At 44.8% G+C, this 22,266-nt stretch carries 27 protein-coding genes; 13 read left to right on the top strand and 14 right to left on the bottom strand.

Translation table 11 applies throughout. The annotated features are described in order from the left end of the window. On the top strand, positions 1 to 829 hold an 829-nt coding region (locus AABK37_RS14720), incomplete at its 5' end, for a tetratricopeptide repeat protein (protein ID WP_432552303.1). A 182-nt stretch (positions 830 to 1,011) separates the two neighbouring features. On the opposite strand, the gene AABK37_RS14715 is transcribed toward AABK37_RS14720, so the two are convergent. From AABK37_RS14715 to AABK37_RS14705, 3 genes are all read right to left on the bottom strand, one after another. Continuing rightward, entirely contained in the window at positions 1,012 to 1,281 is a 270-nt protein-coding gene (locus tag AABK37_RS14715) for a type II toxin-antitoxin system ParD family antitoxin (protein ID WP_432552302.1), read from the bottom strand. A gap of 165 nt (positions 1,282 to 1,446) precedes the next feature. Beyond that, positions 1,447 to 1,593 carry an element excision factor XisI family protein gene (locus AABK37_RS14710; protein WP_432552301.1) on the bottom strand — a complete coding sequence of 49 codons (147 nt, stop codon included), beginning with the start codon at positions 1,591 to 1,593 and terminating at the stop codon, positions 1,447 to 1,449. Continuing rightward, complete coding sequence (locus AABK37_RS14705) at positions 1,574 to 1,792, bottom strand: element excision factor XisI family protein (protein ID WP_432552300.1); 219 nt, start codon at positions 1,790 to 1,792, stop codon at positions 1,574 to 1,576. Before AABK37_RS14705 ends, AABK37_RS14710 begins: the two co-directional genes overlap by 20 nt. A 98-nt stretch (positions 1,793 to 1,890) precedes the next feature. Here AABK37_RS14705 and AABK37_RS14700 point away from each other — a divergent pair, with 98 nt between their 5' ends. Next, complete coding sequence (locus AABK37_RS14700) at positions 1,891 to 2,166, top strand: hypothetical protein (protein ID WP_432552308.1); 276 nt, start codon at positions 1,891 to 1,893, stop codon at positions 2,164 to 2,166. Between the two features lie 79 nt (positions 2,167 to 2,245). Continuing rightward, positions 2,246 to 2,620, top strand: a complete 375-nt coding sequence (locus AABK37_RS14695; protein WP_432552307.1) for a hypothetical protein — start codon at positions 2,246 to 2,248, stop codon at positions 2,618 to 2,620. Between the two features lie 146 nt (positions 2,621 to 2,766). On the opposite strand, the gene AABK37_RS14690 is transcribed toward AABK37_RS14695, so the two are convergent. Next, the gene (locus tag AABK37_RS14690; RefSeq protein WP_432552299.1) at positions 2,767 to 4,389 is read right to left on the bottom strand and encodes an MFS transporter; all 1,623 of its coding nucleotides are present in this window, start codon (positions 4,387 to 4,389) and stop codon (positions 2,767 to 2,769) included. A gap of 235 nt (positions 4,390 to 4,624) precedes the next feature. Between AABK37_RS14690 and AABK37_RS14685 the strand changes: the two genes are divergently transcribed. Continuing rightward, positions 4,625 to 5,371, top strand: coding sequence for a sterol desaturase family protein (locus tag AABK37_RS14685; RefSeq protein ID WP_432552298.1), 747 nt, complete (start codon positions 4,625 to 4,627; stop codon positions 5,369 to 5,371). On the opposite strand, the gene AABK37_RS14680 is transcribed toward AABK37_RS14685, so the two are convergent. Both AABK37_RS14680 and AABK37_RS14675 read right to left on the bottom strand, forming a co-directional pair. Then, positions 5,368 to 5,607 (bottom strand): hypothetical protein, encoded by a 240-nt coding sequence (locus AABK37_RS14680; RefSeq protein ID WP_432552297.1) that lies wholly within the window; start codon positions 5,605 to 5,607, stop codon positions 5,368 to 5,370. The two genes, AABK37_RS14685 and AABK37_RS14680, sit on opposite strands and share 4 nt — an antisense overlap. 16 nt (positions 5,608 to 5,623) lie before the next feature. Beyond that, a complete protein-coding gene (locus tag AABK37_RS14675; protein WP_432552296.1) occupies positions 5,624 to 5,974 on the bottom strand; it encodes an ArsR/SmtB family transcription factor in 351 nt (116 codons plus the stop codon). Positions 5,975 to 6,053: 79 nt separating this feature from the next. Here AABK37_RS14675 and trxA point away from each other — a divergent pair, with 79 nt between their 5' ends. From trxA to AABK37_RS14635, 8 genes are all read left to right on the top strand, one after another. After that, positions 6,054 to 6,377, top strand: coding sequence for a thioredoxin (trxA, locus tag AABK37_RS14670; RefSeq protein WP_432552295.1), 324 nt, complete (start codon positions 6,054 to 6,056; stop codon positions 6,375 to 6,377). A gap of 14 nt (positions 6,378 to 6,391) precedes the next feature. Next, the gene (locus AABK37_RS14665) at positions 6,392 to 6,535 is read left to right on the top strand and encodes a hypothetical protein (protein ID WP_432552294.1); all 144 of its coding nucleotides are present in this window, start codon (positions 6,392 to 6,394) and stop codon (positions 6,533 to 6,535) included. A gap of 12 nt (positions 6,536 to 6,547) precedes the next feature. After that, positions 6,548 to 7,636 carry an alkene reductase gene (locus AABK37_RS14660; protein ID WP_432552293.1) on the top strand — a complete coding sequence of 363 codons (1,089 nt, stop codon included), beginning with the start codon at positions 6,548 to 6,550 and terminating at the stop codon, positions 7,634 to 7,636. 92 nt (positions 7,637 to 7,728) lie between these two features. Beyond that, a complete protein-coding gene (locus AABK37_RS14655; protein ID WP_432552292.1) occupies positions 7,729 to 8,805 on the top strand; it encodes an NADH:flavin oxidoreductase/NADH oxidase in 1,077 nt (358 codons plus the stop codon). Between the two features lie 72 nt (positions 8,806 to 8,877). After that, positions 8,878 to 9,543 carry a nitroreductase family protein gene (locus AABK37_RS14650; protein ID WP_432552291.1) on the top strand — a complete coding sequence of 222 codons (666 nt, stop codon included), beginning with the start codon at positions 8,878 to 8,880 and terminating at the stop codon, positions 9,541 to 9,543. A gap of 125 nt (positions 9,544 to 9,668) precedes the next feature. Continuing rightward, on the top strand, positions 9,669 to 10,967 hold the full coding sequence (locus tag AABK37_RS14645) for an MFS transporter (RefSeq protein WP_432552290.1): 1,299 nt from the start codon (positions 9,669 to 9,671) through the stop codon (positions 10,965 to 10,967). 92 nt (positions 10,968 to 11,059) lie between these two features. Next, positions 11,060 to 11,755: a glutathione binding-like protein gene (locus AABK37_RS14640; RefSeq protein WP_432552289.1), complete on the top strand. Its 696-nt coding sequence runs from the start codon at positions 11,060 to 11,062 to the stop codon at positions 11,753 to 11,755. After that, positions 11,752 to 12,930: an MFS transporter gene (locus AABK37_RS14635; RefSeq protein WP_432552288.1), complete on the top strand. Its 1,179-nt coding sequence runs from the start codon at positions 11,752 to 11,754 to the stop codon at positions 12,928 to 12,930. Before AABK37_RS14640 ends, AABK37_RS14635 begins: the two co-directional genes overlap by 4 nt. 4 nt (positions 12,931 to 12,934) lie before the next feature. On the opposite strand, the gene AABK37_RS14630 is transcribed toward AABK37_RS14635, so the two are convergent. The 3 genes from AABK37_RS14630 to recR all read right to left on the bottom strand — a co-directional run bounded on the left by AABK37_RS14630 (position 12,935) and on the right by recR (position 14,696). After that, positions 12,935 to 13,480 (bottom strand): hypothetical protein, encoded by a 546-nt coding sequence (locus AABK37_RS14630; protein WP_432552287.1) that lies wholly within the window; start codon positions 13,478 to 13,480, stop codon positions 12,935 to 12,937. A gap of 84 nt (positions 13,481 to 13,564) precedes the next feature. Beyond that, the gene (locus tag AABK37_RS14625) at positions 13,565 to 14,074 is read right to left on the bottom strand and encodes a MarR family winged helix-turn-helix transcriptional regulator (protein WP_432552286.1); all 510 of its coding nucleotides are present in this window, start codon (positions 14,072 to 14,074) and stop codon (positions 13,565 to 13,567) included. A 64-nt stretch (positions 14,075 to 14,138) separates the two neighbouring features. Beyond that, positions 14,139 to 14,696 (bottom strand): recombination mediator RecR, encoded by a 558-nt coding sequence (recR, locus tag AABK37_RS14620; protein WP_432552306.1) that lies wholly within the window; start codon positions 14,694 to 14,696, stop codon positions 14,139 to 14,141. Positions 14,697 to 14,953: 257 nt separating this feature from the next. On the opposite strand from recR, the gene AABK37_RS14615 reads away from it, so the two are divergent. Beyond that, positions 14,954 to 16,558, top strand: a complete 1,605-nt coding sequence (locus tag AABK37_RS14615) for a histidine kinase N-terminal 7TM domain-containing protein (protein WP_432552285.1) — start codon at positions 14,954 to 14,956, stop codon at positions 16,556 to 16,558. A 309-nt stretch (positions 16,559 to 16,867) separates the two neighbouring features. On the opposite strand, the gene AABK37_RS14610 is transcribed toward AABK37_RS14615, so the two are convergent. The 5 genes from AABK37_RS14610 to AABK37_RS14590 form a co-directional block, all read right to left on the bottom strand. Further along, positions 16,868 to 17,659 carry a pentapeptide repeat-containing protein gene (locus AABK37_RS14610; RefSeq protein ID WP_432552284.1) on the bottom strand — a complete coding sequence of 264 codons (792 nt, stop codon included), beginning with the start codon at positions 17,657 to 17,659 and terminating at the stop codon, positions 16,868 to 16,870. A 10-nt stretch (positions 17,660 to 17,669) separates the two neighbouring features. Continuing rightward, on the bottom strand, positions 17,670 to 18,311 hold the full coding sequence (locus tag AABK37_RS14605; protein WP_432552283.1) for a hypothetical protein: 642 nt from the start codon (positions 18,309 to 18,311) through the stop codon (positions 17,670 to 17,672). 290 nt (positions 18,312 to 18,601) lie between these two features. After that, the gene (locus AABK37_RS14600) at positions 18,602 to 19,066 is read right to left on the bottom strand and encodes a hypothetical protein (RefSeq protein WP_432552282.1); all 465 of its coding nucleotides are present in this window, start codon (positions 19,064 to 19,066) and stop codon (positions 18,602 to 18,604) included. A 134-nt stretch (positions 19,067 to 19,200) separates the two neighbouring features. After that, positions 19,201 to 21,261, bottom strand: coding sequence for a S8 family serine peptidase (locus tag AABK37_RS14595; protein ID WP_432552281.1), 2,061 nt, complete (start codon positions 21,259 to 21,261; stop codon positions 19,201 to 19,203). A 272-nt stretch (positions 21,262 to 21,533) separates the two neighbouring features. Then, on the bottom strand, positions 21,534 to 21,965 hold the full coding sequence (locus tag AABK37_RS14590; protein WP_432552280.1) for a hypothetical protein: 432 nt from the start codon (positions 21,963 to 21,965) through the stop codon (positions 21,534 to 21,536). Between the last annotated feature and the right edge of the window lie 301 nt (positions 21,966 to 22,266).

Raw genomic sequence — 22,266 nt, 5'->3', positions numbered from 1 at the left:
CCTGGCAGCACTCTACCAATCCCAAGGACGGTACAGTGAAGCTGAACCACTGTACCAAAAAGCTTTGCAACTAACGCAACGCTTGCTGGGAGAAGAGCATCCCTCTGTTGCCAGCAGTTACAATAACCTGGCATTGCTCTACCAATCCCAAGGACGGTACAGTGAAGCTGAACCACTGTACCAAAAAGCTTTGCAACTAACGCAACGCTTGCTGGGAGAAGAGCATCCCGATGTTGCCAGCAGTTACAACAACCTGGCAGGACTCTACGAATCCCAAGGACGGTACAGTGAAGCTGAACCACTGTACCAAAAAGCTTTGCAACTTTATCAACGCTTGCTGGGAGAAGAGCATCCCTCTGTTGCCACGAGTTACAACAACCTGGCAATGCTCTACCAATCCCAAGGACGGTACAGTGAAGCTGAACCACTGTACCAAAAAGCTTTGCAACTTTATCAACGCTTGCTGGGAGAAGAGCATCCCGATGTTGCCATGAGTTACAACAACCTGGCAGGACTCTACGAATCCCAAGGACGGTACAGTGAAGCTGAACCACTGTACCAAAAAGCTTTGCAACTAACGCAACGCTTGCTGGGAGAAGAGCATCCCCATGTTGCCATGAGTTACAACAACCTGGCAGGACTCTACGAATCCCAAGGACGGTACAGTGAAGCTGAACCACTGTTGCAAAAAGCTTTGCAAATTGCTGAACAAAGCTTAGGGGTTAATCATCCCAACACAATTACTATCCGTGAAAATCTGACTAATTTAGGACTTACGCAAAATGACCAAAAACGAACCGCAGAGGACGCAGAGAACACAGAGGAATAAGAGGAGCGATCTTGGTTTTTGCGTAAGTCCTGTAATTGTCTGCGAGAATGGTCGCTATCAATTCAGAAAAGGCAAAACTAGGCAAGAATATTTCTAACTATATATAATGTATAGACGCGAAATTTTGCTTCTCTACAAGGGTTTTGGTTGACTTGCAGGAGCAGTAAATCTACAAATATTGCTCATTTACCAGTCTGCTGACGACGCTGCTGTAGTTTCTGTTTCAGTTGCTGGAAAACCGTTTCCCCGTCAATAATTTCTCCACGTTCTGAAGCTTCGACCCCAACCATGATTTCTCGTTGCAATTCCTCAAATCTACCCTGATAAATACATTCTCTTTCCTCCAACAGTTTAATACCCGCAACAATCACTTTTTCTGTTGAGGCATATTTACCGCTTGCAACTTGACTTTGGATAAATTGCTCTAATTCTGGAGTAAAGGAGATATTCATATATATCGTCTACTATACTATGTGCCTTTATGCTCCTATTTTAGTTAAGACAATTAAATTGTCGAGATCGCCTATTCTGGTCATCTAGATTGTCTAGAATACTCTTCCAAAAAGTTTTGGAAATTGCTGAACTCAGTTTAAAGATAAATCATCAATACGCGATCGCTACAAGGCTACAGCAAAATCTGTGTACTGCCGCATGTTAGGCTCGTGGAATGCCAAGACAATATCTTCCTTGGGAACACCCGCACGAACTATATCAGTTGCAATGCCATTTTCAGTCCTATCTTCCTCAATCTTTGATTTTACCATCACGAATGCGAACATAAACGGTAATACCAGTAATGCGATCGCCGTTCTGCCAACCAAGGTTCATCCAGATGTAATGCTTCTTTGACTCATCCACAATCAAAAATGTCTCAATGTCTTTGTTGGGACGACGGTTGCATAATTCTACATTCTCAGATAAAATACGCCTGATTAGCTTGGGATACTCGGTTAATTTATCCATTAGACATCTGGTAGAAATTAAATATGCCTTATCCAGAACTTTTGTAGAGACGTAGCACTGCTACGTCTCTACATTGTTTTTCACCAGAGGTCTATTATATTGCATCGAGTGACAATGCCATTGCATCGGGTGACAATGCGATTGCATCGGGTGACAATGCGATTGCATCGAGTGACAATGCGATTGCATCGAGTGACAATGCGATTGCATCGAGTGACAATGCGATTGCATCGAGTGACAATGCGATTGCATCGGGTGACAATGCCATTGCATCGGGTGACAATGCGATTGCATCGGGTGACAATGCCATTGCATCGGGTGACAATGCGATTGCATCGGGTGACAATGCGATCGCATCAACCAGCAACCATTAAATTACCCTTTTCTTCGCTTACTGTTATATTTTTTGTTGCAATGGGTACTTTAAATATATACTTTATCACGTATGCAACTATGGCTGCCCAAGATAGAACACGCCGTTTGTCCCCTCGACTGATTAGTCAAGATGTTGACTCATTGCACGGTTTGCAAACCATCACTACCTATGACACAACCCGTACTGATGCCTCTGCGACAAAGTTACAGCAAGCTTATCAGGCTATGTTGACGCAACAACAAGCCGAAACCGAAAAACTAACTTTATACCGTGCTGCTGCGGATGCTGCACGATTAGCAGAATGGGAATTTCACAATGCTGTATTAGCGATGAAAGATGTCGTGCGCGGGCAATATGGAACAGATAGCGATCAAGCTCAAGCGGTTGGATTGAAGAAAAAATCAGACCGCAAGCGTCCGACTCGCAGAAAGTCGGTTGCGATCGCAAGTTAGATAGGGAGTTTGGGCATTGGGCAATGGGCAATGGGCATTGGGCATTGGGCATTGGGCATTGGGAAAAAATTTCTTTCCCCTGCTCCCTGCTCCCTTGTCCCCCTTGTCCCCCTTGTCCCCCTTGTCCCCCTTGTCCCCTCATCCCCTCATCCGCACGGTTGCCGCAAACCCTGACCATCTGTATATTTTGAGTAAATCATTTGCGAAACTTTCGGCGGTTTTTCGCCAATATGAAATGCCCGCACACGTTCTTCAATTAGGCGATCGCTATTCGTAACTCGTTCAAATTGCCGTTTGTGTTCTGCCCAAGATTCGACAATTTGCGTTTCCACAAAACGACCTGGGTCTGATAAATCTTGATACAAACCCCACCGAATCGCTCCATCACGCCGGCGAATTTGACTTAGTGCTTGCATCGCTTTGGTAAACTCCTCCGCGTTCGCTGGGTCAATGCGATATTCTAAACTAATTAACACAGGTCCATCATTCGGACATGGTTCAAAAGCGTTTATCGGTTGATCCCAATGCAGCGATGACCGCAAATCTAATTTTTCCGCACAGCGCAAGCGATAGCGTGCAGTCAGCCCCACAGCCACAATCAATCCCACTCCGGCGGTAGTCAAAGCTACGGTTATGCTTGTACGTTGGGCTACCAAACCCCACAGCAAACTTCCCAAAGCCATACATCCCTGGAACACAAGCAAATGCACGGATAAAGCTCTCGCACGCACCCAGGTAGGCACGGCTGTTTGCGCTGACACACTGAAACTAACCATACTGCTCAGGGAAGCAATTCCCACCAACAGCATCAACGCACATACTACGTAAAAATTCCGCACTGACCCTAGCGCCAGCAACATTATACCCATCAATACTGATGAGCCTGCCACCAATTTATCTATAGAAAACTGCTCCCGTAGCTTCGGTAAAATGAACGCTCCCGCTAATCCACCAATACCCCAAAAGCCGAGAATCATTCCGTATCCGAAAGCATCTAACTTTAATTCTCGTCTTCCTAAAAGCGGTAAAAGGGCAAATAAAGCACTAGCAAATAAAATGTAAGCTGAGGTGCGAATTAGCACTGATTGAAAAGTTGGAGCGTAGCGCACGTAACGAATACCCGCTTGTACCGCTCCAATGAAGCGTTCTGTGGGTAAGCCGCTTTTTTGCGGAGTGCGCCGCCACTGATAAACTACTATTATCACCCCGACAAAGGAAGCAGCATTCAGCAGAAAAACTGCTCCCGTGCCAGCTTGAGCGATAATTATCCCCGCTAAAGCCGGACCAATCGACCGCGAAAGGTTAACTACAATGCCGCTCAGGGTGACAGCTTGGGGAAGTTCTTCTTTTTCTACTAGTTCCGGGGTTAGGGCTTGCCATACAGGCATATTCATCGAACTGCCGAGACTCAGAGCAAAGGTGAGAACTAAGAGAATCCACGGTGTAGTAATGTTTGCCAGGGTGAGAAATCCCAACAAAGTAGCGACAATCAGCATCCAACCCTGAGTCCACAAAATCATTTTTCGGCGATCGACGACATCTGCCAGCGCTCCCGCAGGTAATGCCAGCAAAAAAAACGGCAAGCTTGATGCTGCCTGCATCAACGCAATTAAAAACGGTGACGGTGAAAGCGAAGTCATCAACCATGCTGCGCCGACATCATGCATCCAAGTGCCAACACTTGACACCGCTGAGGCTGTCCAAAGGGCACGAAACACAGGCTGACGTAGGGGAGTCCACATCGAAACAGAAGCTGCTGGTGCGGTCATAACCAAACAAGTACAGGAGGGCAAAGGGGGAAGCAACAATTGTAATTATTACTCTCCACTTCCAGAGGATATAAAAATCAGGCAGCAGAAAGCAACTTTTTTCCAATTGCGGTACTTGACGGTTGATCTAATTAGCAGCCACGAAGAGTGTTATTTAGTACTACATATTTATATATACTTAAAGCAACGGCGATCGCTTATTCGCTTATTTTTTTATAGAGGAGCGAATCTCAACATGGATTGGCAATCACTTCTTGTTGTCAGCAGTGTTATTTCATTCGGAACTTTAGAAAATCTGTTTCCGTTTTTCAGTTTTAAACAGAGTTTCGATAAAAGAGTTTATACTAATTTAGTTCTTGGCTTGATAAATGTATTGGCAAATAATTTTACCATAGCTTTACTCTTAAATTGCATTTGGCAACAAACTTTATGGCTTGGGTTTTTTCATTTCATTCATTCTCCTTTCTTAAAAATAGTCTTGTCTTTCTTATTGCTCGATGGATATATGTATGCGTGGCACAGATTAATGCATACTCTGCCTATTGCATGGCGTTTTCATAAGGTTCATCATACAGAAATGTTAATGAATACTTCTACTGCTTATCGCTTTCATCCAGTTGAAGCAATTTTCGCTAATCTACCTAAGTTATTTTTAATCTGGTTATTTGGTATTACTCTGCAAAACTTATTATTATATGAAATTTTCTTGGCATGTGAATTAATCTTTCATCACAGCAATTGGGCTATTCCGTTAAAAATTGATAGATATCTCAGTTACTTTATTGTCACACCCAATTATCATCGCTCTCATCATTCTCAAGCCCGAAAAGAAGCAACAGCAAATTATGCGAGTTTTTTCACTATATGGGATATACTTTTCAATTCTTATAATTATCCTCGCAATCCAAAGGCGATTAAATTAGGTTTACCTCAAGAAAAGAAAGAATTAAGTATTATAAATCTGCTCAAATTACCTTTTTAATTTGGGAATGGGGAGTGGGAGAGTGGGAGAGTGGGGGAGGGGGAGAGGGGGGACAAGGGGAGGGGGGGACAAGGGGAGGGGGAGAAAGAATTATTCTCCTTGTCTCCTTGTCTCCTTGTCTCCTTGTCTCCCACTCCTCCACTCCCCCACTCCCCCACTCCCCCACTCTCCACGCCAGACGCCTCAACGGAGGATGCCTCCGCACAGCGCTGGCTCCCCTCTCCCCCTCTCCCCATGCCCCATTACCATTATCTAGAGTGAAACACTTTTCACAGCAGTTGCCTGTTGACAAATTTGCATCGGTTGAGCCGATCGCAATACCGCATCCAGCAACCCCGGAAACAATTGATCTATATCCTGACGCCGCAGCATGTTAATATGCTGTGTGCCTTCTTTGCGCGTGAAGACTACCCCCGATTCCCGCAAAATCTTAAAGTGATTCGACATCGTAGATTTGGCGATCGCAAAATCAAACCCCGCACACGGTTGCGCTCCCACAGTCGCAAGCAACCGCACAATCTCCAACCTCACCGGATCGCCTAAAGCATACAGCACTCCTGATAAAGAAATGTCTTTTCTGTCTGGGTGATAAAGAAATCTCATGCTTGCATTATCTCGTTAAATAAACTATATTTAATTTATTCGATTATACCGAACTAAAGAATCTTACAGGAGGACAACTATGTCATCCGTTACAAACGTAACAGAAGCCACCTTCAAGCAAGAAGTCCTAGAAAGTCAAATTCCCGTGTTAGTGGACTTTTGGGCACCTTGGTGCGGTCCTTGTCGGATGGTAGCTCCCGTAGTGGATGAAGTTGCCGGCGAATACGTCGGACAGGTGAAAGTGGTGAAACTGAACACAGATCAAAATCCCACTGTTGCCAGCCATTACGGAATTCGCAGCATTCCCACACTATTAGTGTTTAAAGGTGGTCGGCAAGTAGATACGGTTGTTGGTGCAGTACCCAAAACAACCTTGACTAAAACTTTATCACAGTATCTGTAATTGTGAATTGGGCAATGGGCAATGGGCAATGGGCAATGGGCATTGGTAATAAAAAGAAGCGATCGCGTATTTCACAGCCACACATAGACCATGCCCGATGCCCCATGCCCGATGCCCCATGCCCGATGCCCCATGCCCAATGCCCATTGCCCCATTAATAGAGGTAACTTATGAATACCGATATCAATTTACTTTCTCCGTACAAGTTAGGTGAACTTGAATTACCAAACCGAATTGTGATGGCTCCCTTAACGCGACAAAGGGCAGGTAAGGGAAATGTTCCGCATCAGCTAAACGCTGAATATTACGTTCAACGAGCAACAGCGGGACTGATTATCGCCGAAGCAACTCAAGTTTCTCCTCAAGGGCAGGGGTATCCGAATACACCGGGTATTCATTCGCCAGAACAGGTGGCGGGTTGGCGATTGGTGACAGATGCAGTACATCAACATAAAGGAAGAATTTACCTGCAACTGTGGCACGTTGGGAGAATTTCTCACCCAGATTTGCAACCGGATCAAGCGTTGCCTGTAGCACCGAGCGCGATCGCACCCAAAGGACAAGTGCTGACTTACGAAGGAATGAAACCTTTTGTTACTCCCCGCGCTTTGGAAACTGAGGAGATTCCAAAAATTGTGGAACAGTACCGCCAAGGCGCAGAAAATGCGTTAGAAGCTGGCTTTGATGGCGTAGAAATTCACGCAGCTAATGGTTATTTAATTGACCAGTTTCTCCGCGATGGTACGAATCAGCGCACAGATAAATATGGCGGTTCAATTGAAAATCGCGCCCGACTATTGGTAGAAGTGACAGAAGCGGTAATTGGTGTATGGGGTGCTAATAGAGTAGGAGTGCGCTTATCTCCTAGCGGCACTTTTAACGATATACGTGATTCTAACCCCTCAGAAACATTTGGTTATGCAGCCCAAGCGCTGAATAAATTTGATTTAGCATATCTGCATATCTTTGAAGCGATAGAAGCAGACATCAGACATGGGGCAACGGTGGTGCCAACCAGTCATCTAAAAGAGCGCTTTCAAGGTACACTCATCGTTAATGGCGGTTATGACAAAAGCAGAGGTGATGCTGTTTTGTCAACTGGTGCGGCTGATTTAGTTGCATTTGGTACTTTGTATATAGCAAATCCCGATTTGCCCGAACGCTTTGCTTTGAATGCACCGTTGAATCAAGCAGATCCGACAAGCTTTTATGGTGGCGGTGAAAAAGGATACACAGACTATCCAGCGATCGCTAGTTAAGTTATTCTACTAACGTGAATAAGACAAAGTTTTCATGGTGATGATTGCAATTGCGATCGCTTCATCTTGACTAAAAACACAGGGAGCAAATCATGCCACACTTATTCGATTCTTATCAACTAAAAAGCGTAACATTACGTAATCGCATCGGGATTTCGCCGATGTGCCAATATAGTTCAGATGATGGAATGGCTAATGATTTCCACTTAGTTCATCTTGGTTCGCGTGCAATAGGTGGTGCAGGATTAATTATCGCCGAAGCTACTGCTGTAGAACCGCGAGGACGCATCACGCCAAGAGATGCGGGAATTTGGTCAGACAAACACATTGAACCGCTACAGCGCATCAACAAGTTTATCAAAGAACATGGTGCAGTACCGGGGATTCAGCTAGCGCACGCTGGGAGAAAAGCCAGCGCAGCGCGTCCGTGGGAAGGAGATAATTCTCTTAAAGATTCTGAAGGTGGGTGGGAGACAATTGCACCGAGTGCGATCGCCTTTGATAATGAGAAATTATGGCGTGTTCCCAATGAAATGACACGCCAAGATATTCAGCAAATACAAGATGATTTTCGATCTGCCACAGTGCGATCGCTTGAAGTTGGATATGAATGGTTAGAATTACATTTTGCCCACGGTTATTTAGCACACAGCTTTTATTCACCGTTATCTAACAAACGTACAGATGAGTATGGCGGTAGTTTTGAAAATAGAATTCGCTTTTTGTTAGAAACAACACGCGCTGTTAGGGAAGTATGGCCCGATCGCCTGCCTCTAACTGCCAGATTATCATGTTCTGATTGGGTAGAAGGCGGTTGGACAATTGATGATTCGGTGGAATTGTCGAAAAAGCTGAAAGCTGAAGGTGTCGATTTAATTGATTGTAGTTCGGGTTTCAACACTCCTGATAACAAAAACATTCCCTTTGGTTCTGGTTGGCAAATTCCTTTTTCCGAAAAGATTCGTCACGATGCGGACATTGCCACCGCTGCCGTGGGTGCCATCACCAACGCCATGCAAGCCGATGAAATTATCCGCAATAATCGTGCAGATATTGTACTATTAGGACGGGAAATGCTGCGCGACCCTTATTGGACTTATCGCGCTGCCCAAGAACTTCACCAAAAAAATATTGCTACATTGCCGATACAATATGCAAGTTGGCTCTAAAAAAACCAAGTAACAAATAAAGCCTAGTCAAGAAGCTAATTTCTTGCTTTGTACCAATTATTCCATAGATATATGAATCCAATCACGCAAGTTCAATCTCTAGATGTGCCAAGCGCGATCGCTCAACGTCGTTCGATTAAAAGTTTCAAATCAGACCCCATATCAAAAGAACTGCTACATCAACTAGTTGAGTTAACTGTAGCCGCACCCAGCAGTTATAATATTCAAGATTGGCGAATTGTGGTTGTACAAGATGAAGCGCAAAAAGCAGCTTTGAGTGCAGCATCTTGGAATCAACAACAAATCATCCAAGCACCTGTTACCTTTGTTTTTGCTGCCGATATTTACGCAGGGGAAAAAGACTTAACCCCGGTTTTTGAGCAAGGGTTACAAACTGGCGCGTGGAATGAAGGCACAGTAAACTATTTTAAAACAGCCATTCCTCAGTTTCATGCTGGACTTGGCGACAAGCGACGGGAATATGCGATCAAAGATGCGATGATTGCCGCGACACATTTAGTATTAGCAGCCGAAAGTTTGGGTTTATCCACCTGTTTTATGAATGGCTGGATTGAAGACAAAGTAAAAGAAGTAATCGGTGCAGCGAATGAGCCAGATTTAGCGATCGCCGTTCTCGTTCCTGTTGGCTACGCAGCAGAACCACGTCTCGATCCCGGTCGTTTGCCATTCTCTTATAACGTCTTTGTAGATAAATTAGACAATCCCTACCAAGGTTAGCGTTAATAAAGTTTTAGCAAATGTCCGCCCGATAACTACATTCATCATAGTCTAGAAAATTGGGCGGTAATAGTTACCTCATAGCCAGTTTAGTAGTCTGTGATTTTGAGGAAATAATTGTAATCATGTCCCTAGCCAATTACCTCGCACGGCGATCGCTTCATTATGGTTGGATCGTTGCAGCTTTAACTTTCTTAGCCTTGCTGATCGCTGCTGGAATTCGCGCTACTCCCAGCGTTTTAATTGTCCCTTTAGAACAAGAGTTCGGTTGGTCTAGAGCAACTATTTCCCTGGCGATTTCCATTAACTTGGTACTCTACGGACTCATTGGACCTTTTGCCGCAGCAGTCTTAGAACAAATCGGCATTCGACGCACGATGGTGTTTGCCCTCGCTTTACTTGGCATTGGCGTCAGCTTAACCACCCTGATGACGACACCGTGGCAACTAGTGTTACTGTGGGGGGTAGTTGTCGGTAGCGGTACTGGAGTTATCGCTTTAGTTTTGGGTGCGATTGTCGTCAATCGCTGGTTTGCCAAGCGACGCGGTTTGGTTCTCGGTGTGCTGACTGCAAGTACAGCCACCGGACAATTGGTATTTTTGCCAATGCTGGCATCAGTAGTCGAACGTTTTGGGTGGCGGAGTGCGGTGTTGATTGTTGCCAGTGTTAGCTTGGCAATTATACCTTTAATTGCACTATTGATGCGCGATCGCCCATCTGAAGTAGGACTGCAAGCGTATTGTGAGCAATCAGAAACGGTGGAAACGCGACAACGCACTGTAAACCCTATCGCCACTACGTTAAGCGCACTTTGGCTGGGAATGCGATCGCGTGACTTTTGGCTATTATCTGGTAGTTTTTTTATTTGCGGTCTTAGCACCAACGGACTTATCGGCACTCATTTAATTCCCGCTTGCATCGACCACGGAATACCTGAAGTCAAAGCAGCAGGGCTACTAGCAGTCATGGGAATATTCGATTTTGTCGGCACCACCGCCTCTGGCTGGCTATCTGACCGTTGGAATAATCGCTACTTGCTTTTTTGGTACTACGGTCTGCGGGGGCTATCTTTGATATTTTTGCCCTTCAGTTTCGATCCCCATTTTTACGGACTCTCTGTATTCGCAGTCTTCTATGGTCTTGATTGGATTGCCACTGTACCCCCCACGGTGCGATTAACTACCAATGTGTTCGGCAAAGAAAAAGCAGGTGTAATGTTTGGCTGGATTGTTGCAGCACATCAACTAGGCGCAGCGACAGCAGCGTTTGGGGCAGGTGCGCTGAGGACTTGGTTAGGTACTTATTTACACGCATTTATCTTGGCTGGCGTGATGTGCCTGATTGCAGCAGTGTTTGTACTGCGTATTGGTCAACGTCCTGGTACAAGCAATTCACAGTTGTCTCCAGTTCAACTGAATCTTTAGAACCATGAAATGAAAACGAACTCATGAAAGTTTTTATTGTCCATGCTGACGCAGAACTAAACACAATAATCGCAGAATAGGAGAAATTACAAATGATTGACCTTTACTATTGGACAACGCCCAACGGTCATAAAATCACAATGTTCCTTGAAGAAGCCGGACTGCCTTACAATATTATTCCAGTAAATATAGGAACAGGCGATCAGTTTAAACCTGATTTTCTCAAGATTTCCCCTAATAATCGCATCCCAGCAATAATCGATCGCGAACCTGCAATTGGCGGTGAACCGATTTCCGTCTTTGAGTCTGGGGCAATCTTACTATATTTGGCAGAAAAAACCGGCAAGTTGATTTCCGCAGATTTGCGCGATCGCGTTGAAACCCTACAATGGTTATTCTGGCAAATGGGGGGACTCGGACCAATGGCAGGACAAAATCATCACTTCGTTCAATACGCGCCCGAAAAGATTGAATATGCGATCAATCGCTATGTCAATGAAACAGGGCGTTTATATGGAGTGCTAAATAAACGATTAGCAGATAGAGAATTTGTAGCTGGTGATTATTCTATCGCTGATATTGCCGCTTATCCGTGGATTACCGGATATGAGGGTCAACGTCAGAAATTAGAGGATTTTCCCAACTTAAAGCGCTGGTTTGAAGCAATTAAGGCACGTCCGGCAACAATTCGCGCCTACCAAAAGGCAGAGGCATTTAAAAATCAAACGCTTAATATTGAGAAATCGCGGGAGTTATTATTTAACCAGTCGGCGAAGACGATTCAATGACAAATAAAACACCCGTTTCATTAGGACTGTTGGGCGCTGCGGGCTTCATGGTATTTGCCGATGCGCGGGTAATTGAGCCGCTGCTACGTGTCATTGCCGACGATTTTAAACTAAATGTTGGCAGTGCAGCGGTGATTGTCAGCGCCTATACAATTCCTTACGGACTGTTTCAATTAGTTTACGGTCCGTTGGGCGATCGCATTGGTAAACTTAAGGTGATGACGGCGGCAATGGCAGCCTTTGCAGTCGGGACGGCTGCTTGTGCCTTTGTACCAAATATTGCCCTACTCGCATTGCTGCGGTTTCTCACGGGTATAGTTGCAGCCGGGATTATTCCAATGTCGCTAGCTTACATTGGCGATAACTTCGCTTACGAAGAACGGCAAACAGCGCTAGGACGATATCTGAGTGGAATTATATTAGGTCAAATTCTCGGCGGCAGTTTGGGGGGTATCTTTGGGGAGTATCTTAGCTGGCGTGACATTTTTCTGCTGCTTGGGGTTGTATCTTTGGCGATCGCTGCTTTGATGTGGCGTCGAAGTCACCGCCTACCCAAACAACAGCATCATACTTCAAGCCCGATGGGTTTGGCAACGTTCAAACCTTATTATCAACTTATGACCCAAGCGATCGCTCGCACTGTCATCATAGGAGTGTTTGTTGAAGGCTTTTTCATCTTTGGCGCATTCCCTTATCTGGGTGCATTCCTAAAAGACAGATATAACTTATCTTATTTGATTATCGGCTTTATGCTGACTGGCTTCGGGCTAGGTGGTTTAATCTACAGTAGTGCAGTCAAATGGCTGGTACGCAAGCTTGGTGAAAGAGGTTTGCTTGGAGTTGGAGGGTGGTTGGTGTGTGCTGGCTACCTGTTGATAACAGCGTTTCATAACTGGATGCTGTTTATTCCCTTAAACATCCTCACGGGATTCGGCTATTACATGATGCACAACACCTTGCAAACAAAAGCAACGGAACTATCCCCAGAAGCACGAGGGACAGCAGTTTCACTGTTTGCGTTCAGCTTATTTATCGGACAAGGAATCGGTGCAGCAATGTTTGGTAGAATAGTCGATAATTCAGGTTATGTTCCCTGTTTTATTATCGCTGGTGTTGCCAGTGCGCTGCTCTCAGTCTGGCTGGTGATGCAAAATAAACATGTGCGATTCGGATAAAACTTTAGCTCGTAGTAAGCGATTTATCGCTTTCTTTCTCCTCCTCTTTCTTCAAATTGCGCCTACCCCAAGGCTTGAGAACTGAAATAGCAACGATCGCTAAAACACAAAAAGTCTGAATAATCCCACCTACAATCACTCCCTTTTGGTCAAATATATACAGCGGATTTTGCAGCGCTTGTAATCTGTCGGTTTCAGAAATCGCAGTTACAGCGTTTACCCACGGACCCAGCCAGATAGTACCGACGATAATCAGTGTTACCGTTGCTACCCACTTAACAATCACCCAATAATGTTTGAAAAATCCCCAAATCGTCAGCCAGCAAAGCAACCCACCTGTTAAGAGCGATAAATTAGCAGAGGGAATAATTACAAAGTCATCTAGTCGTTTAAGAATCGAATTTATTGCGTATAATTCATCACCATTAAGAGTGTTGCGGTTACTCCAAGCAATAACAACCATACACAAAGCAGTTCCAAACCAAATTCCTCCAAAGGCAACATGGAAGGATAACAACCAGTTTTTCTGCTTGACATTTAGCTTCTTCATCAGGCTTTACCTTAGTTATTAGTCACCTTATAGTTAGGCGGCTAATTAAAATTTACAATAAGTCTGATTTTTCCACAACAGATTTTACAGGTCAAACATTGCCGGAGTTCCAGCCTTTACCTTAGCTAGCAGTTTAATTAAAGTCTTTTTTTCAGCTTCAGTCAGATGAGCCATTAAATTTGTGGTACGGCAAAAGTGGTCAGGAAGCATTTGAGAAAGTAACTCCCTGCCTTTATCAGTTAATTGCACACTTAACATCCGCCTATCTGCTGGGCAAGGCTGACGTATGATTAATTTATCTCGTTCTAATCCGTCAAGCAGTCCGGTGACAGTAGCTCTAGTAACACCTGTACGTTCAGCACATTCCGATGGTGTTAATTCTTGTTTATCAGCTTGAAGCAACTGCATTAACAGCGCGAATTTCCCCATTGAAAGATTATATCGGGCAAAATGAGCGGACAAAGCTGCATATACATCAGCCGTGGTGTTGAGAAACGCTAAACAAGTCTCTACAGAAGCGATATCTAATTCAGGATACGAGTTGGCAAGATTTTGTAAAGTTTGGCGATCGACGAAAGAATGTAGTGTTACCACTGTCTTCGAGAACCTTAATTAGGTGGCTAATGACAAAGTTACATAATAAACTATTGACCAACAACTAATCCAACTCCCGACGCCCTTCTAAAGCTCTTGCCAGCGTCACCTCATCAGCATATTCCAAATCGCCACCCACAGGCAAACCAAAAGCAATCCGTGTCACTTTGGTAAATGGCTTTATTAATTGACCAATATATAGTGTCGTCGTTTCTCCTTCGACACTCGGACTAATTGCCAGAATAACTTCTTGCGGCTGTTCTTTACTTACCCGTCGCACCAAAGCTTGCAAAGTTAATTGTTCTGGACCAATTCCATCTATGGGAGAAATCACCCCACCCAAGACATGATACTTGCCTTTGAACTCGCGGGTTTTTTCTAGTGCAATCACATCGCGAGAATCAGCAACCACACAGATAGTGCTGTTGTCGCGGTTGGAGTTGCGGCAGATTTCACAAACAGGTTCAGAAGATAGGTGAAAGCAGACAGAACACAAGCCTACCTGTTTTTTTGCTTCAATTAAAGCTTGTGCTAAAGCTTCTACTTCTGATTCTGGACGCTTTAATATGTGCAGCGCTAGACGTTGGGCAGTTTTGGGACCCACTCCTGGCAAGCGTTGCAGTTGCTCAATTAACCGTGCTAAAGGACGTGCGTAAACCGTTGTCTTATCTCCAGTATGTTCGTACTATTACTATAATGACATTTTTCAGGATTTTGGATTGGTCATTTGACTCAAATTCATCGTATTTGGTTAAGAGGCGATCGCGCAATAAAGATATCTTCAGCAAGCAAAACTGATGCAGTTTGGGGCATTCTAATGATATATCTCAAATTTATCTCACATTCTTTGAGATAAATTCAAAGAATAGTGCATCCAAAATGCTTTTTCAATACAACCTTTACTTTATCTTTCTTAGTTTAACTGCAATTATTTCAGCTATTGTTGCTTTTGCTGCTTGGCAGCGTCGCGAAACTTCTTGTGTTAGCAAACCGTTTATTTTCATGATGCTGGCGATCGCGCTTTATGCTACGGTTGCGGCGATGGAAGCAGGTGCGATCGCTCTCTTAGATAAAATATTTTGGTCAAAGCTAGAATACCTTGGATCGGGTAGTGTGATTACCTTCTTCTTGATATTTGCGATCCACTTCACGAACAAAAAACAGTGGCTGACATCTCGCAATACAGCGTTGCTATGGATTATTCCCGCCTTGAATGTGGCAATGGTTGCGACCAACGAATGGCATAATCTGATTTGGACTGGCTTTTTGCCCGATCCTCATCAAAGTAATGTTGTGATTTACCAACATGGTTGCGGCTTTTTTTGGGTGATGGGGTGTATTTATGTTTACACACTTGCAGGCGTATTGCTGCTTACCAAAAGAGCTTTGCTGCCCTCTGTTCTGTATAGCCACCAGTCTTGCATGGTATTAGCTGGTGCGTTGATACCACTGGTTGGGGCTAGTGCTTATATGCTACGCCTTACTCCCCCCGGTTTGAACATCACCCCGATGAGCTTCATGCTGACCGGACTGATCTCTGCTGTTAACATCTTTCACTTCCGCATGTTTGACCTTGTTCCGGTAGCGCGGGACATTTTGATTGACAGAATGAGCGATGGTGTGATTGTCTTGGATGTGCAAAACCGCATTCTTGACATTAATCCTGCGGCAAAAAATCTGATTGGGACTACAGCACACCTTATTGGACAATCTGCCGAGCAAGTTTTCTCAAAATGGCAATATAACATCACATATTACCACGAATATGAATGCGTTAACACAGAGATATTAATGGATTCGGCAAGACTTCATTATCTGGAGCTACAAATTACGCCATTACGCGATCGCCGCAGGCAATTAACAGGATATCTGCTTATTTTGCGTGACATTACTCAACGCCATCAGGCTGAGGTTGAACTTCGGCAGGCTAACGAACGTTTGCGTCTTCAGGTGCTGGAAATTGAGACTTTACAGGCTCAACTACGAGAACAGGCAATGCAGGATGGACTTACTGGCTTGTTCAATCGGCGTTATTTTGACTCCTCACTCCAAAGAGAACTGGTAAGGGCAGCACAAGAGTCTTATCCAGTTGCCGTGATTTTAATGGATATCGATTACTTTAAGAAGATTAACGATACATTTGGGCATCAGGCAGGCGATCGCGTGTTACAAGTATTTGCAGACCTGCTGCGCCAATACAGCCGCTCTAGCGACATCGCGTGTCGGTATGGCGGGGAAGAGTTTGTATTAGCTTTGCCCGGTATGACACTAAATAATGCCTATCAACATGCTGAACAAATCCGGTTATCCTTTCAAGCTGCGCGAGTGAAATTTGCAGACAGAGAAATAAATACAACGGTTTCGGGTGGGGTTTGCGTATTTCCCGAACAGGGAAAAACCAGCGATGACCTGTTGCAACTTGCCGATAAAGCATTGTATGTCGCCAAAGCATATGGACGCAATTGTATCAAATATGTACGATAATATTTAATCTAACTTAGGACTTATACCAATTCTATGTGAGGTTGCGCTTTATTGCCCTCAGGCTGGAAGCCTGGGGCTACACAAACGAAGCCCACCTGCGTGGGCTAAATTAGGTGCATCTTCATACAGAAATGGTATTGTAAAACTTCACGGAGTAACGAACCGCGTACTGCTTCGCAGAAGCCGAAGGCTAGACACGAAGGACACGTTCGCGCAGCGTCTCGTTCGCGCTTCGCGTCTCCGACAGGAGAAGAGAAGGAATAAGAGTTTGAGAGGTATTTTGCGTAAGTCGTATAACTAATTCTGCTTTCAATGAGGCATAATTGTTTGGTGAAGATTCGCGCCGATGAAGTTAGCCCCTCTAATTTTAGCGCCGATGAAGTTAGCGCCTTTCAGGTTAGCGCCTGCCAAATTCGCACCATTTAAGTTAGTCCATCTCAAGTTAGCTTTGCTCAAGTCAGCTTCACTCAAGTTAGCCTTGCTCAGATATGCACCACCCAAATGAGCATAGCTCAAATTAGCTTTGTACAAATCAGTTTTATAAAGATAAGCTGCGATTACTTCCGCTTCATACAGATTTGCTTGGCTTAAGTCAGCTTCACTCAAGTTAGCTTCCATCAGGTTAGCAAAACAGAGGTTAGCCCGACAAAGCTTTGCTGAATCCAAATCAGCACCTTTCAAATTAGCTTTGCTCAAGTCAGTGCCAATTAAATTAGCATAAGCGATCGCAGCATCTTTCAGATTTGCCTCACTCAAATTAGCTCCAATCAGATTCGCATAACTCAAATCTGCTTGTGTCAATATAGCACCACTTAAGTTAGCAATACTCAAGTTAGCTTCACTCAAGTTAGCTTCACTCAAATTTGCTTTATAAAGGTTAGCGCTGCTGAGGTCAGCACCACTAAGGTTTGCTCGCACAAGTAAAGCATTACTCAAATCCACCCTACTCAAGTTTACCCCTTGGAGGTTCGCGCCTCTGAGATTATACCCTTGCAAATTCGCCGCGCTGAGGTCTGGTTCAATTTGGGGATTTTTCTTTCTCCACTCAGTCCATGTGACTGCACCTGCTTTCAGTAAAGCTAGATGCTCTCGATTTGCCATGATATTTATTTTACTCCTGACGCCCACTCAGAGGATTTGTCCGACCAGCGACACTTTCAATCGCTGCTAACGCTCCTGCCGCACCTGCGAGAATATCACGTTCATGTCCACCTAAGTAAAGCCGTCCAAAACTACCTACAGCTTGCACCTCAAGAATATTAATCGATGCGGCTTTCTCAGCTTCATTCGCGGCAAGTGCAGCATAAGCAGCAGGTTCAACTTCTAAAACATACAGCGTTTGTCCTGCTAATAATAATTGTCCGCGTCGCGTGCGATTGATAAGTTGTGTTTGATAAGCATCAATATTGCGGATAATCTGGGTCGAAACAACACGCGGTTTCAGACATTCTTCTTTTTTAACTCCTAACATCGCCAAAATCGCTTGACCAGCAGCTCGCGTTTCCCCTTGAGAGGCAGAATGAACTTCTAATAAGCCATACAGCCGTTCGACTACTTGGACTCCCGGACGAACAGAAGCAGATTTGAGTGCGACATCGGTAATTTTATTAATTTCAATACCAGGAGAGATTTCAATCCACAACGATGTATCTCCTGGTAATGGCAAGAAACCTTGGGCTACTGTTCCTATATATGCTGCGTGTTGAGGTTGCAGGCTGTCGAGAAAGACGAAACTGCGTAGTTCTATTCCCAAAGTTTAGCTCTCCAGTCATATTGCGATGTATGGGCGTCACTTTAAACTACTATAAGGCTCGGTGGATATATCGTTCAAATAGTTTACATAAAAGCAGGGCGATCGCTCTTATAAAATTAAAGCCTTAAAATTATCAATTTAAGTAAAATTTGAAAATAGGTTTGTAGTAAGCGCTTACTACAAACCTTTAATTTTTTTACGCTGACTTATTTAATGTTAATTAGCCCAAGGAGTCGCACCAGGTTGGTCATTAATGTTAACCCAATAGCGGGTAGACGAGGCTAAGTTGTTCATCGTGCGTAACTTACCAGTAGCGGAATTTGTTGAAGCCCCACAGTCGCTAAATTTTTCATATCCTCTTGGAATGCCTGCCAACCTTTCGTAGTTCTCAAGACAACGCATCCACTGCTGCCGGGGACGTTGGCATCAAAGTGAATCCCAAAATCACCTCGCCCTACACCTTCAATTTGCACCATGTGGGGATTGATTTTGTGAAAATTGCCTTCTACACCGCGCACATCGGGCATATAAAGAGGGATTGTGTCTACGGTGTAACTGGGAATGCCAATATCTGTGACTGGGGGAATTGGACCTTTCCCACGAGTAGCAAGTGCGCCGGAACTTTGGTAATTAGCTTGCCCTGAAGTGGCAATGTAAATATTTTTGATACTGTTGGCGGCTGTATCAATTAGGAGTAGCCTGCCTTCAATCAGCTTGGTGTTGGGTTCTAGGTGCTGGTGGAAAAATAAAATCATGTGATTTGTAAGTCATTTTGAGTAAGTCACTGGTTTCGTGCCCATAGAGGGCATAAGTGGCGCACATGGGAGAGGTGGATTCACGCCTTGTGTCCAGGCGATCGCGCCACACTCATCAATGCGCCTGTATCAGCTTACGGACGCCATGCCGTGCCGTCCCACCATTTGTGGTAAAGCTTGCTGTCTGTCCCGCGCACAAAGACTTCGATCAGGTTAGGCGCCCGCGAGATGGATGCCGGACTTGATGTGACGACACCACCTAAGCTTTCCCAGTTTGACCAGCTAGCGCCACCATTAGCAGACCACTTGCGCCATACCGCATCGTCCGTTCCACGCACGAACACGTCCAAGCGTCCGGATCCCCATGAAGCCACACTTGGACCGGACTCAGGGTCAGGTGAAATCTGTCCACCCAGCGGTCCGCCCAAAGATTCCCAATTTTGCCAACCGCCGTCGTACCACCTGTGCCACAGTGCGTTGTCCGTCCCGCGTGCGAATACATGGACTGGACCATTGACCAACGCAATGGCTGTCGGACTCGACGATATCTGACCATCCAGGGGCCAAGGACCCACCCAGCCGTCGTTAGGGTTGTACTGATACGCATACAGCGCGTTGTCTGTCCCGCGCACGAACACATCCAAGTGCCTTCCCGGTTCCCTAGATAGACCGGGACCGGAGAGGGTATTCATAGACCCCAACCTTTGCCAGTCTGACCACACATTGCCCTGCCATACCTTGTGGTAAACCCCGTCACTAGCGCCAATACCGCGTGCGAACACGTCCACCAAGTCACTGCCACCCCCTGAGACGGCTACCGGGCTAAACGATATCTCGCCCCCTCCCAGCTGCTCATAGCCCTGCATCCAGCCGCCGTTGTTGCTGTCATACCACTTGTAGTAGAGTAGGTTATCCGTCCCGCGCACAAACAAGTCCATGACCTCAGGCTTCCACGAAGACACACCAACACCGGAGATCAGCTCATTCCCCATCAAAGCCCAGCTTAGGTTTCTCCATGTAACTAAACCAGCGCCAACATCTTTAGAAGGCAGAGGTAAGCGACGGACAGTTTGCAATAGGAGATTCCAGAGCGCTTTTCCTCTCAAACCCGTTGTCTCTGCGTAGAGAGCAGCAATACCTGCAACGTGGGGAGTTGCCATGCTTGTACCGTTCCAAGTTGCATACCGTTCAGGCATTCGGAAGGTAGAATAGACATCTACTCCAGGAGCAGCAATATTAATTTCACCTCCATTTGGGTTAATACCTCGGCTGGAGAAATCAGCAACTTGTAGCTGAGAATTAACTGCTGCGATCGCCATAATCGAGGGGCAGTTGGCAGGATGATTTACTGGGCTTTGCGGACCATTATTACCAGCCGCAGCAACAATTAAAGTACCCTGATTCAGCGCTCTTTGAGCAGCAGCTTCATATACAACCGAGAAGCGATCGCCAACTCTGAGTGGGGCACCTAAAGACATTGAGATAACCTGACACCCATTTGCTACTGCCCAGTCAATCCCCTGAAGGATTCCTGCATCGCCTCCAGATCCTTGATTGCTAAGTACCTTACCTACATAAATTTCACAGTTATAAGCAATGCCGTAACGAGGTAATATTTCTGGTTTTTGGGGACCACAAGCTGTACCAATGCAGTGAGTACCATGTCCATGACCATCTTGCACTCCTTGTCCTTGAACAAATGAGTTGCTATAAATAACCCGTCCCTGAAAGTCGGGATGATTAAAATCTAGCCCAGTATCCAAAACAGCAATTCTAATTCCTTGTCCGCTAGGAAATGCTCCTATTACATTTGTTGCTTGAAGTCCCCAAGTGATTGAAGACTCATCGAAAGATGCATTTGCTGTGGTTTGTTCAACAGGAATTAAATTATCGACAATATTGGCTGAGATGGCGTAAACTACTCTTTCTGGTTCAATCGCTAAAATTGGGCTATGTCCTTCAGTCGCAACTTGCAATGAGTTTATTTGTTCTGGGTTGACATTGACTATTGCAATACCTAAATTATCTAAAACAATTGGGCTATCTGCTTGTGTTTGTTCGGTGCTAGAAAAGCTCATGTTAGTCATTTCACTTAACATTTGGATGCCTTCAGCAATCGCACCTTCACGGAATAGAACTAAGTATCTTCCAGTAAATTCAGCTTCGGGCATACTTTGATTTTGAGAGTTAACCATTTGATTTTGTCCTTTAAATTTGACTTGTTGATGCAGATGGCGTTTGATTTACTTGCCTCTTACATGTCCCTATATTCGCTGATAATTTTTCAAAAGATACGTAGGGTGCGTTATAAACGAAAGTACGGCATCAAAGGCTTAAGAATGGTGCGTTACGAGAAGGGCTAACGCACCCTACAAATACAACAAAACTACCCGGAAATTTATGGTCGCTTCTTCAATGTAAATGTCCCCTGTTGGTTGACAACATCCACAAAGGTTTTGCTGCTTAACTATTGCATTTCTGCTACAAAAGTAACAAGGACAAGACCCCCCCTCTCTTTTTTATTGTCGGCAGATATGTCAACAGGAATTGTTTTTGTCACACGACTAGAACCATCCAGTATCATACTGTCTTCTCTAACACCGTAGTCGTCATCACCCTGACTTCCAAATTCTAGTTCCCACAATTCAGCTTTGATTGGGACTGTGGTACTCGTTCCGCTAAAGGGAACATTGGTTATTTCAAGGTTAGGAGATAGCGTCTGACCTTGCTCTGCTTGTATGTTTGCGCGAGAGTCAGAATTTCCATTTTGGGGGTATATTGATGCTATACCAGACGCAGTAAACAAGCCCCTTAACTCTAGTTTCCCCTCGAAATTTACCAGTTTGGTGCGTTGATCCTTCTCAACTTTAATGCTTTCAACAAAGATTTTGTAAGCCATAAAAACTCCTTTTTGAACAACTGAACAAACATCTGGCGTTTGATTTGCTCGCCTCTTGCATGTACCTATAATCACCGATTAATTTTTAATAGTCAGCCGGAAAAAAGCATGTTCTTTATTTACAACTAAATAAACAATTCACCCTCACAAAACCGGAAAAATTAGGTAACAAATAAAGTTACGGAAAAAATCCGGTTTTTTCCGGGTATTTATACAGTTGTGCCTGAGTCAGCAAAAATAATGGTAATGATATATCGTAGGGGCGCTCTTTACCCCGCCCTTACCGTTTAATTGGGTTACT

The sequence above is a fragment of the Tolypothrix sp. VBCCA 56010 genome (assembly GCF_050875635.1).
Taxonomy (GTDB): Bacteria; Cyanobacteriota; Cyanobacteriia; order Cyanobacteriales; family Nostocaceae; genus Hassallia.
Note: the sequence above shows the minus strand (reverse complement) of the source record. Positions and strands in the feature narration are given on the sequence as shown.